Consider the following 12157-nt stretch of genomic DNA (forward strand, 5'->3'; position numbering starts at 1 on the left):
TTTACTTACTAAAAATGCACATGGGTTGTATGAGAAATATGGATTTGAAAGAAATACTGAAAAATTTATGCATAAAATTACAGCAATATAGTTGTAATTAAAAGTTATTTACAATTAGCGTACTTTTTAAGTTATATATTGATGAAATAATCCTGAAGAAAGCATCTCTAGGATTATTTTGTTCGTTCAAGCGGTATAGACAGGATATCGAATTAAGACAATATTGTATTTTGTTTTACTATACTTATGAGAATTTAGTGTAAAACAAAGGCTGCAATATATATCAAATAATTGTATATATTGTCATAATATATACATAATAAAAATTATTTGTATAACATACTGATAAACGATAATTTATTAAGCAGTTTAAACTGCTAACTTTAAATACAAAGAGGTGTAATTATGAAAATACATGACAAATGCTTGCCGTGTGTGGTTAATCAAGCTATCAAAGTGGCAAATATTACAGGTGTTAATAATAAAGAAGAGCTATTGAGGAAGGTTTTTACTTATCTTAGTAAAATGGATTTTGAAGCTACCACCCCAGAAATAATTGGAGAAGTTTTTGGAATGATAAAGGAACAAATGAATAATCCAGACCCATACAAAGAAACTAGAAATTACTATAATTCATTGTTTCTAAAATTGTTACCTGAGTTTGAGAAGAAAATTGATCAAGTTGCAAATTCGTTTCAATTGGCAGTGAAATATGCGATTGTTGGTAATATAATAGATTTTAACCCTATTCACAATACATTATTAGAAGATATTTTTGATTATTTTGAAAAAATGGAGCGGTTGGAATTAGCAATAGATGATTCTAGGACGTTAATGGAAGATGTTTTAAATTCAAAAATATTACTATACTTAGGTGATAATTGTGGAGAAATATGTATGGATAAGATCTTTTTAAAGAAAATAAAAAAATTGAATCCTAATGTCAAAATATTATTTGGAGTACGAGGAAAACCAGTTGTAAATGATTCTATAGCTGAAGATGCATATGCTGTAGGAATAGATGAATATGCAGAGATTATAGATAATGGAGATGGTTCTCTTGGAACTGTTCTAAATCGGACAAGTCGTGAGTTCAAGGAAATCTATAAAAATGCTGATGTAGTAATTGCTAAAGGGCAAGCAAATTATGAATGCTTGAGTGAAGAAAAGAAAAACATATATTTCCTATTAATGACTAAATGCGATGTGATTGCAAATGATATTGGCGTTGAGAAAAAGAAAATGATTTGTATGAAAAACAAAGTATAAAGATGTAATTCTATGGTTATATACAATATACATATAGTAATTTATCGAGCTAGCTAGTAATTTTATGGGGGAGAATATTATGGAGTTAGGCAAATTGGAATATAAAAGAGCGGATATAAAAAACATTGATATTATGTTAGAGATCATATATAGATGTATGAATGAGGTTAATTATATTGATTATAGTGATGGAGAATTAAAAAAATATTTGGATTCATTTACTTCAGATTGGTTGAAAAATATTATTGAAACAAGGCATTATTATGAAGTGTGGTATTACAATAAAATTATTGCATGCGGAGGAGTAAGCAGGGATTATAGTCAAGAAAAACAATGTTATTTTACTGCTATATTTGTCAATCCAGATTATATAGGAGAAGGTATTGGAAGAAATCTTGTGCATCAACTTGAATTGGATGAATGGTGCCTCGACAGTAACTTAATTGAAATTCCGTCTTCTAAAAGCTCACATGAATTTTATTATAAGCTTGGCTATGAGTATAGAACATACCCGCCAATATTTAATGAAAACGATGGCTCAACGATTATGTATAAATATAAAGAAATATGATATGACACGCGTACAAATCAATGAGTTTTAATTTGGGATTTAGCAATATAAAAATAGTAATGGTGGTGGAATTTTGGAAAGATTAAGTGGAAAAGTTGCTTTAATAACTGAAGCAGGAAAAGGAATAGGAAAAGCTATAGCTATTGCTTACGCAAAACAAGGAATTAAGATTTGCTGTTTAGCAAGAACATTAAATGATATAGAGCTAACCGCAAGTGAAATTAAAACTTTAGGCGGTGATGCAATAGCAATTTTATGTGATGTAACTAATTATGAAGATTTAGAAATAGCAATGCAGAAAGCTTTTAACCAATTCGGACGGATAGATATTATAGTTATCAATGCAGGAAATGATTGTGAAAAATTGCCTGTGGATAAACTTGATATTAATGAATGGAAAAGAGTAATTGATGTTAATCTTAGCGGAGCTTTTTATACAGCTAAAGCAGCAATACCATATCTTAAAAGAAATGGTGCAGGAAAAATAATAACTATAGGATCTGGAATGGGACACAAGGGAAGAGCTGACAGTGCTGCGTATAGTTGTTCAAAATCAGGATTATGGATGCTTACAAGAATTTTAGCACAGGAATTATCAGAATATAAAATTAGTGTAAATGAATTGATTCCAGGACCGGTGAATACAGATATGGGAAATGATAGTAAGAAAGATAATCGATCAGCTTTTTCGATAAATGGAGAATGGATTAAGTGTCCAGAAGATGTTGTGGAGCTAGCCATTTTTCTTGCAGGACAACCTGATATAGGGCCTACAGCGCAAAGCTATAGCTTAATGAGAAGAGATATATAAATAAACTATGGACTATAAGCAGCGGGTTACATGGCAGATAAGGAAAAATGCAAATAAAAATGCAATAATAAAATATTTCTTAAATATTTTTAGCTATAATACAAATAATAAAATATAGTTCAAATTAAATAAATGTTAATAGTCATGAATCTATACGGGGGAATACTGATGATAGCTATAAAAAAAATATTAAGTATTACTGTAGCTTTTAGTATAGTAATGAATATATTTATATGTCATGACATCAAAATAATAAAAAATGTGTTTAATTCTAATGAATCAGTTAAGGCAGGAGTATTACTATATAGCCTTGATGATGAGTTCTCTTTACTTATTAAAAAGAGTTTAGAAAAAATTCAAAATGTAAATGAAAATAAAATGCAATTTTCTTTTTTTGATGGGAAAGGTAATCTTGCTATGGAAGATGAATTACTAAGTAAAATGATTAAGGATGATTTTGATATTATAATAGCAACATTAGTTGATACAAAAGAGCAGGATATAATATTAAAAAGCGCTATAGATAAAACAAAAGAAAAAAACCTTCCGTTTATTTTATATAATTCGTTTCCAAGTAATTTAGGACTGTTTAAAAATAATCAAAAAACTATTATTATAGATGGTGACAATCATCAGGCTGGTGTTTTACAAGGACAAATGATTACTAAGGTATGGAATGACAATAAAAAAAGTTTAGACAAAAATAAAGATAATAAAATTCAATATGTTGCCATAAGGGGCAAAACTGGAAGTGTGGCGGCTGATTTAAGAACAAAAGATGTTGTTGCAACAATTAATAACTATGGAATAGAAACACAGGAATTTGCGGCAATAAGTGCTGATTGGGAAAAAGAATTGGCTAATAGAGCTATGGAGGCACTTTTATTTAGACTTGATAATAAAATTGAGGTTGTGATTTCTAATAATGATAATATGGCAATAGGTGCCATTGAAGCATTTCAAAAGTATGGGTATAACAAAGATGACAAATCAAAATATATTGCTGTATTTGGCATAGATGGGTTAATGGAAGCACAAGAATTAATAAAAGATGGATGTATGTCTGGTACTGTTTTATATGATTTTGACGCTTTTGCAAAGGCAGTTTATGATATTGGAATGAACTTAGTTTCTAATATGAAGCCACTTGAAGACACAAATTATAAATTTGATGAAACAGGAGTGAGAGTGCTCATACAATATCAAAAATATATAACTAAAGATAATGAAACTCACTTAAACTAAAACGCTATCATTACTACATATAAAAATTGAGTAACAATCTATTTGTTTGAGTACTTATCTAAATGGCCCTTAGTTAATAATTAAAAAATAAAACTTGTTGACAATAAATAAAAAGTAGGATATTATAAGAATATAAATTAAACGCTTACATGATTAATTATATTGAGATTGTTACTGATTCGATCAGGCGAAACCTTAATTAATGAGAAGAGATTTTTATTATCTCTTTTGATTAATTAGGGTTTTTATATTCTAATTAATGAGCACATACTGGGGGGATAGGATGGTTATAAAAAAGATATTCAATAATAATGCAATATTAGCTAAGGATTCTGAAAAGAAAGAAATTGTAGTCATGGGGCGTGGAATTGGCTTTAAAATGAATGTTGGAGATGAAGTTAATGAAAAATTAATAGAAAAAACATTTATATTAAAGCAAAAAGACGCTTCAGAAAAGTTTAAATTATTACTAGAAGATATTCCACCAGAACACATTTCTTTATGTTACGATATTATTGAATATGCTAAAAATATTCTAAATGTTGAATTAAGTGATTATATTTATGTTACGCTTACAGACCACATTAGCTATGCACTAAAATTATTTAATGAAGGGCTTAATCGTCCTAATCCATTGATTTGGGAAATAAAAAAATTTTATAGTAGAGAATTTCAAATTGGATTAAAAGCTTTAGAATTTATCGAAAGTGAAACCGGTAAAAAGTTACCTGAAGATGAAGCGTGTAATATAGCCCTTCATTTAATAAATGCACAAGTGAATAATTCGACAAAGGGATTAGAAGCTATAACAAATCAAACAAAGATGATACAAGACATTTTAAACATTGTTAAATACACCTATAACATTACACTTGATGAACAATCATTAAATTATGATAGGTTTGTTACACATTTGAGATTCTTTTTTCAAAGATTAAATAAAAAAGAGAAGATAGAAACAGAAGATGATTTTTTGTTAAAGCAAATAAAGATAAAGTATAAAAAAGCGTATGAGTGCATGCTGAAAGTAGAAAAATATTTACAGACGGAATTATCAGAAGAAGAGCAATTATATTTAACCATTCATATTCAGCGCGTTACGCAATAATAAATTAAATAACTTTGGATTGTTACTGGTAAAGCAGGCGAGACCAACATCTATAATACATGGATTTTATTTGATTGGATAAAATTTATGTTGGTTATAGTGTTAGGGCTCGCTTTTTTATATATTAAAAATACTATTAAGACGAGGAGAGATAAATATGAAGTATGAACAACTAGCAAAAGACATAATTAAAAATGTTGGTGGAAAAGAAAATGTTAATAGCTTAACTCACTGCATTACACGTTTGCGTTTTAAGTTGAAAGACGAGAATAAAGCTAATACAGAAGTTTTGAAAAATATGGATGGCATTGTTACAGTAATAAAGAGTGGGGGACAATATCAAGTGGTTATAGGAAACCATGTTACTGATGTTTTTGATGATGTTGTTGCCATAGGTGGCTTTCAAAATGGTGCTTCAGAAGATACGCCAGAGGAAAAAACAAATATATTTAATAAATTTATTGATACAGTATCAGGTGTATTTACTCCAGTTTTAGGGGTTTTAGCTGCAACTGGTATGATCAAAGGCTTTAATGCATTATTTGTGGCATTGCATATACTTAATACCACTGATGGAACTTACCAGATTTTAAATGCAACTGGAGATTGTTTATTCAATTTCTTCCCAATTTTTCTAGGGTATACAGCAGCCAAGAAGTTCAAAGCAAATCAATTTATTGGTATGGCAATAGGTGCAGCTTTAGTTTATCCATCATTAGCAGGATTAACAGCAGCACCTGCACAGCCATTATATACTTTGTTTGCAGGTACAATAATTGAATCACCAGTTTATATAACTTTTCTTGGTATTCCAGTTATTTTAATGAGTTATACTTCAAGCGTTATTCCAATAATTTTAGCTACATATGTAGGTTCTAAAATTGAAAATGGATTTAAGAAGATAATACCAGATGTAGTTAAGATGTTCTTAGTTCCTTTCTTTACACTATTAGTTATTGTACCTTTAACATTTATTGTTATCGGGCCTCTAGCTACTTGGGCAGGTAAATTACTTGGCGCATTAACAATTTCTATCTACGGCTTAAGTCCAATTATTGCAGGTTTGTTTATGGGAGCATTCTGGCAGGTATTTGTTATCTTTGGATTACATTGGGGCTTTGTTCCTATAGCAATAAATAACATAGCAGTTTTACATCATGATCCAATCCTTGCACTTACATTTGCAGCTTCATTTGCTCAAACTGGTGTAGTTGGAGCAGTTCTACTTAAAACAAGAAATAGTAAATTAAAAGGTTTATGTATACCAGCATTTATTTCAGGAATTTTTGGTGTTACAGAGCCAGCTATTTATGGTATCACATTACCACGTAAGAAACCATTCATCTTAAGTTGTATAGGCGGCGCATTAGGTGGAGCATTATTAGGTTTCATGGGAAGTAATGTGTATATGATGGGAGGCTTAGGTATTTTCGGAATACCAGGTTTTCTAGGTCCAAATGGAATGGATAGTGGATTTTATGGATCAATAATTGCTGCTATAGCAAGTTTTCTAATTGGCTTTGTATTAATGTTATTTACAAAACTTGAAGAAGGCGAAGAGACTCAAAAAGCTAAAGAAGAAGCTCCATTAGTTAAGCAAGAAAAATTAATTAGTCCATTAAAAGGTGAAGTCAAAGCTTTATCAGAAGTAAAAGATGAAGCGTTTTCAAAAGGTGCACTAGGAAAAGGTATAGCTATACAACCAGTAGAAGGAAAAATACTTTCTCCTGTGGATGGAGTGCTTACAACATTTTTCCCTACAGGTCATGCGCTAGGAATCACAAGTGACAGTGGTGCTGAAATTCTAATTCATGTAGGTATGGATACAGTCCAATTAGAAGGAAAACATTTTTATCCTAAAGCTAAGCAGGGGGATATTATAAAAAAAGGACAGTTGCTACTTGAATTTGATGTTAAAGACATAGAAGCAGCAGGATATTCTATGATAACACCTATAGTTATAACTAACTCAGATAACTATTTAGATGTCATTGAAACTGATAAAAAAATCATAGATTATAAAGAAGAGTTATTAACAGTTATGATTTAGAATTTTATAATAGAAATATTAATTATACTGGGTATTTAGATTTAAAATATACCCAGTATACATTAATTTATAGTTTTATTTAAATGTTTTCAATAGACTAATGAACGATTATATACAATGTTAAATTCATAATAATATTGAATAATATAATAGAGGAGAACAAATTGCTTTAACTTATAAATCTAATTTTATGTATGTATTAAAATTTAGGAGGGTAAAATTTATGAATATTATTAAAAAGAATGGGAGGATTACATCCATATTTATCGCAGTAATAACGATAATATTTTCCAGTAATATCAATGCTTTTGCTGCAGATTACAAATCATTGCAGACATCGTATCAGACGGTAACAGAAGTATTTGATTGGGGACCAGCAGTTACAAAAATAATTATAAATTTAGATAGAATAGTACCTCAAGATTCTATAAGTAATGATACATTTAAAGTTCATGTAGTAAGAACTGAAAATAGGAAAGACACTAAAATATTAGGTCAATCAGAAGGGGATTGCAAAGTTACCAAAGCATATGTTTCAGATGAAAATGGAAATTATAAGACTAAAGAAAAGTATATAACTCTCGAATTGGAAGTTGGGCCAGATGTATCTTTAACTTCACCTATTAACTATGATTTAACTACCAGCCATAATGGATGGCTTAATTGTGATTTTACAATTACTCAGCAAAAAGATATAGGAAGCGGTAATGAAAAAGTTTCAGGAGTAGTTATAAATAAGTTCGCTGGAGGATCAAAGAAACTTGTTGATGATTTTAAAATTGAAAGCGCATCGTATGATAATGTTACTTTAAAATATGCAAGCTATGTACCTGATAATGATTATACTAAAAAGCCATTAATCATTTGGCTGCATGGTATAGGAGAAGGTGGAGCAGATGGGCTGCTTCCGATATCAGGAAATAAGGCTGTAAATTTTATATCAAAAGATATGCAGTCCTATTTTAATGGGGCATATATTTTAGCACCTCAGGCACCAACTTATTGGATGGATGGCTTTACAGGCTTTGGAGATGGAACTTCAAAATACGAGAAATCGCTCATGGCATTAATTAAAGATTATGTTTCTAAAAATAGTAATATTGACACCAATAGAATTTATATCGGAGGGGATTCAAATGGTGGATATATGACTATGATTATGATACGGGATTACCCTGATTATTTTGCAGCAGCATTTCCAACTTGTGAAGCATTAGAAAATAAATTAATTACGGATAAAGATATAGAAACATTTAAAAAGATTCCGATTTGGTTCACTGCTGCAAAAACAGATACAGTAGTACCACCAGCAGACTACGTAGTTCCAACATATAATCGTTTAGTACAAGCTGGAGATACAAATGTTCATTTTTCATTTTTTGATAATGTAATTGATACCACAGGTGCATATAAGAAAGCAGATGGCACACCATATGAATATTTAGGGCATTGGTCATGGATATATGTATATAATAATCAATGTTCAGCAATAATCAATGGAAGAGTAACAACTCTTATGGATTGGTTAAGTAAGCAGAAATTAGGTGAAATAAATAAGTCACAGGGTGACATTAAACCGATAAATTTGTCACAGACTATTACTATATCAAGTAAATAATATTTCAACATTAATTTAGGAACAAGTAATTTAAAAAAACATTAATGATAACATATAGGAGAGATAGATATGAGTGAAAATTTAAATATCAATAGTTTCCCGGAAGGATTTTTATGGGGAGGAGCGACAGCAGCTAACCAGTGTGAAGGTGGATATTTAGAAGGAAATAAAGGTTTATCTACAGTAGACGTAATTCCAGCTGGAAAAGACAGATTCCCAGTAATGCTTGGAAAAATGAAAATGCTTAAGTGTGATGATGAACATTATTATCCAAGTCATGAAGCAATAGATTTTTATCATAATTATAAAGAGGATATAGCACTATTTGCAGAAATGGGTTTTAAGACTTTTAGATTATCTATTTCATGGACGCGTATATTTCCAAATGGAGATGATGCAGTTCCAAATGAGGAAGGATTAAAGTTTTATGACTCTGTATTTGATGAATGCATTAAATACGGAATTGAGCCGCTAGTAACTATAACTCATTTTGATGTCCCAATGCATTTAGTTGAAACAATTGGAGCTTGGAGAAGCAGAAAAATGATAACTTATTATGAAAGATTATGCGAAGTTATCTTTAGCCGGTATAAAAACAAAGTGAAATATTGGCTTACTTTTAATGAGATTAATATGTTATTACATTTGCCATTTATAGGTGCTGGATTAATTTTTGAAGAAGATGAAGATGAAAATTCAATAAAATATCAAGCAGCACATCACCAATTAATTGCAAGTGCAATAGCAACTAAAATTGCTCATGAAATCAATCCGGAGTTTAAAGTGGGGTGTATGCTAGCAGCCGGTAACACTTATGCAAATACATGTGCTCCAGAAGATGTATGGAAATCTATTGAAAAAGACAGAGAAAACTACTTCTTTATAGATGTTCAATCTCGAGGACAATATCCAAGTTATGCAAAGAAAATGTTTGAAAGAATGAATATTTCTTTGAAAATGGATGAAGGAGACGAGAAAATTTTAAAGAATAATACAGTTGATTTTATTTCGTTTAGTTATTATTCTTCAAGATTAACTAGTGCAGACCCTGAAGTTAATGCGCAAACTCAAGGAAATGTATTTGCTACATTAAAGAATCCATATTTAAAAGCTAGTGAATGGGGATGGCAGATTGATCCTCTCGGACTTAGAATTACACTAAATTCTTTATATGATCGTTATCAAAAGCCGCTGTTTATAGTAGAAAATGGATTAGGAGCTGTAGACACTCCAGATGATAATGGATACGTTGAGGATTATTATCGAATAAATTATTTAAAAGAGCATATTAAAGCCATGGGGGATGCAGTAAATGTTGATGGAGTTGAACTTATGGGATATACTCCTTGGGGCTGCATAGATTTAGTAAGTGCATCTACAGGAGAAATGAAAAAGCGCTATGGTTTTATATATGTTGATAAGGATAATGAGGGAAATGGAACTTTGAAGAGAACAAAAAAGAAAAGTTTTGAGTGGTATAAGAATGTCATTAGAAGTAATGGAGAAGTGTTATAAAATAAAAGGATGTCCATAATATAAACCGATACAAAAGATTTAAAAATAAATAAGAATATAAAATAAAGCTTCATTTAGTTCTATTACAATGAAATTTAATAGAACTAAGGGAAGCTTTTATTGTTTATAATAATTTAAAAGTATTTTGGAAAGTGTAGATTTTAATGTTATCTTTTAGTTTTCATCAAGTATTATTTTTTAAATTGGACTTAGCCATCAATTCATAAAATTGTCTTGGAGAAATACCGTACTCATTCTTAAAGGCTCTAAAAAAATTTGAGTAATCACCAAAACCAGATTGCTTATAAACAATATTTATTGGATAGTTTTTTAGAATTAGCTCTTTTGCTTCAATTAATTTTTTCTTAATAATATATCGATGAAGTGTAGTACCTGTATACTTTTTAAATTCTCTGGACAAATGGAATTTACTAAGGTAAAACTCTTTAGAAAGTTCATCAATGGTAATCTCTTCATTAAGATGATTATTAATGTATTCAACTATTCCGTCAATAACACTGCTTTTAGTTACATCGATATCTAAATTAGAGGTATCATTTAAAACCAGATTGTTTAATTGCACAACAAGTTCTATAATATAGGCTTTATATAGCAAATCTGAACCGAAGCCCTTATAATTTTCAAGGTCAAGGAGTTTACTTAGCTGTGCTCTTATATTTTGCTGAATTTGAAAATCAGCTCTTACAACATTTTGTTTATTTATGTTCTCAAAGCATTGAGTAAGATCAATTTCTGGTGTTGATAATTCATGTAGAAAGGATTTGTTTAACCAAAGCACGATACGCTCATATGGAACTTTCATACTATTAATAATTGCACGATGGAGCTCTCTTGTATTGATTAATATAATGTCACCTGATTTTAGATTATATAGTTTTCCTTCAATTAAATATGTGACATCTCCAGAAAGATATAGATAAAGTTCATAAAAATCGTGATTGTGTAAATATTGAAAAGGAGTTTCAGTACTTAAAAAGTGAAAAACTTCATAATCACTGGAAAGCATATCTTTGCGTGTAAAAAACTCATGTATTTTCTTTTTCATTGCTATCACCTCTTGAACGAATTGCAGAAAGTGCAATAAGTTTATTTAAATATTCCATAGTTAAACGTTTTAAATTGCATGAAAATTATAGATAGCAGTGCTTTTTTAGTGAAACTTAGCTATATTATATTTCACTACAGCAATTTTTGCAAGTTTTGAAGCAATTAAAGCATATCCCTTTTTCACTTGCGCAGATATAATGTAATCATAGTAATGATGGAAAAGCAAGTAAAAGATTTATCTGAATTATAGTTTTAATTATTATGGAAGAAGACTATAGACAGCTATTTTCTGTATAATCTATTGAAGTTATATATCTTAGAACTGCATAGGAATATTAGTTAATTATAAAAAGTGCATCAGGATATAATACATTTGGTGGATAGCTCTTGTAAACGATTATCTAAAAATGTAACAATATGATAATTACCATACAAGTATGGTATAAAACATTAATAGGAGAGAATATAAATATGACTTTTAAGGTAAGTAAAAACTCTACAAGTAAAATTATATACTATAAGCTTAGATACGAGATCGTTAATTTATATATTGAGCCTGGTACTAGTATTTCTGAAAAAGAACTTTCAGAGAAATATAGTGTAAGTAGAACTCCAGTTAGAGAAGCACTTGTTCGTTTAGCACAAGAAGGCTTAGTAGATGTTTATCCACAAAGAGGTACAATTGTTTCTTTAATTGATTTATCTGCTGTGGAAGATGGCAGATTTCTACGTGAACATTTAGAGAGAGCAGTAGTAAAAGAAGCCTGCAAAGAATTTTCAAAGGAAAATTTATTGGCTTTAGAAATGAATTTAAAGCTTCAGCAAATATATATAAAAAATCATGATAATAAAAAATTGTTTGAAGCAGATGAAGAATTTCATAAGATAATTTTCGAGGGAAG

General features: G+C 29.8%; 10 protein-coding genes. 9 read left to right on the top strand and 1 reads right to left on the bottom strand.

Going from position 1 to position 12157, the window contains the following annotated elements:
* Nucleotides 1–405: 405 nt before the first annotated feature.
* The 8 genes from CLOBL_RS25060 to CLOBL_RS25095 all read left to right on the top strand — a co-directional run bounded on the left by CLOBL_RS25060 (nucleotide 406) and on the right by CLOBL_RS25095 (nucleotide 10187).
* Nucleotides 406–1269: an ARMT1-like domain-containing protein gene (locus tag CLOBL_RS25060; RefSeq protein WP_077861495.1), complete on the top strand. Its 864-nt coding sequence runs from the start codon at nucleotides 406–408 to the stop codon at nucleotides 1267–1269.
* A 79-nt stretch (nucleotides 1270–1348) separates the two neighbouring features.
* The gene (locus CLOBL_RS25065; RefSeq protein ID WP_077861496.1) at nucleotides 1349–1840 is read left to right on the top strand and encodes a GNAT family N-acetyltransferase; all 492 of its coding nucleotides are present in this window, start codon (nucleotides 1349–1351) and stop codon (nucleotides 1838–1840) included.
* A gap of 73 nt (nucleotides 1841–1913) precedes the next feature.
* Nucleotides 1914–2651, top strand: coding sequence for an SDR family oxidoreductase (locus CLOBL_RS25070; RefSeq protein ID WP_077861497.1), 738 nt, complete (start codon nucleotides 1914–1916; stop codon nucleotides 2649–2651).
* A gap of 168 nt (nucleotides 2652–2819) precedes the next feature.
* Complete coding sequence (locus CLOBL_RS25075) at nucleotides 2820–3896, top strand: galactose ABC transporter substrate-binding protein (RefSeq protein ID WP_179117836.1); 1077 nt, start codon at nucleotides 2820–2822, stop codon at nucleotides 3894–3896.
* A 283-nt stretch (nucleotides 3897–4179) separates the two neighbouring features.
* A complete protein-coding gene (locus CLOBL_RS25080; protein ID WP_077861499.1) occupies nucleotides 4180–5004 on the top strand; it encodes a PRD domain-containing protein in 825 nt (274 codons plus the stop codon).
* A 157-nt stretch (nucleotides 5005–5161) separates the two neighbouring features.
* Entirely contained in the window at nucleotides 5162–7054 is a 1893-nt protein-coding gene (locus CLOBL_RS25085) for a beta-glucoside-specific PTS transporter subunit IIABC (RefSeq protein WP_077861500.1), read from the top strand.
* A 223-nt stretch (nucleotides 7055–7277) separates the two neighbouring features.
* Nucleotides 7278–8672, top strand: coding sequence for a prolyl oligopeptidase family serine peptidase (locus tag CLOBL_RS25090; protein WP_179117837.1), 1395 nt, complete (start codon nucleotides 7278–7280; stop codon nucleotides 8670–8672).
* Nucleotides 8673–8741: 69 nt separating this feature from the next.
* Complete coding sequence (locus tag CLOBL_RS25095) at nucleotides 8742–10187, top strand: 6-phospho-beta-glucosidase (RefSeq protein ID WP_077861501.1); 1446 nt, start codon at nucleotides 8742–8744, stop codon at nucleotides 10185–10187.
* Nucleotides 10188–10371: 184 nt separating this feature from the next.
* Here the strand turns inward: CLOBL_RS25095 and CLOBL_RS25100 are convergent, their stop codons facing one another.
* The gene (locus tag CLOBL_RS25100; RefSeq protein WP_077861502.1) at nucleotides 10372–11253 is read right to left on the bottom strand and encodes an AraC family transcriptional regulator; all 882 of its coding nucleotides are present in this window, start codon (nucleotides 11251–11253) and stop codon (nucleotides 10372–10374) included.
* Between the two features lie 473 nt (nucleotides 11254–11726).
* Between CLOBL_RS25100 and CLOBL_RS25105 the strand changes: the two genes are divergently transcribed.
* A partial coding sequence (locus CLOBL_RS25105) for a GntR family transcriptional regulator (protein ID WP_143323958.1) occupies nucleotides 11727–12157 on the top strand: 431 nt, incomplete at its 3' end.

Source organism: Clostridium sp. BL-8, assembly GCF_002006495.1.
GTDB lineage: Bacteria > Bacillota > Clostridia > Clostridiales > Clostridiaceae > Clostridium.

Excerpts from the sequence above, each read along its gene's own strand:
- CLOBL_RS25075 (WP_179117836.1), top strand. The coding sequence starts at position 2,820 with ATGATAGCTATAAAAAAAATATTAAGTATTACTGTAGCTTTTAGTATA.
- CLOBL_RS25090 (WP_179117837.1), top strand. The coding sequence starts at position 7,278 with ATGAATATTATTAAAAAGAATGGGAGGATTACATCCATATTTATCGCA.
- CLOBL_RS25100 (WP_077861502.1), bottom strand. The coding sequence starts at position 11,253 with ATGAAAAAGAAAATACATGAGTTTTTTACACGCAAAGATATGCTTTCC.
- CLOBL_RS25065 (WP_077861496.1), top strand. The coding sequence starts at position 1,349 with ATGGAGTTAGGCAAATTGGAATATAAAAGAGCGGATATAAAAAACATT.
- CLOBL_RS25080 (WP_077861499.1), top strand. The coding sequence starts at position 4,180 with ATGGTTATAAAAAAGATATTCAATAATAATGCAATATTAGCTAAGGAT.
- CLOBL_RS25085 (WP_077861500.1), top strand. The coding sequence starts at position 5,162 with ATGAAGTATGAACAACTAGCAAAAGACATAATTAAAAATGTTGGTGGA.
- CLOBL_RS25095 (WP_077861501.1), top strand. The coding sequence starts at position 8,742 with ATGAGTGAAAATTTAAATATCAATAGTTTCCCGGAAGGATTTTTATGG.
- CLOBL_RS25060 (WP_077861495.1), top strand. The coding sequence starts at position 406 with ATGAAAATACATGACAAATGCTTGCCGTGTGTGGTTAATCAAGCTATC.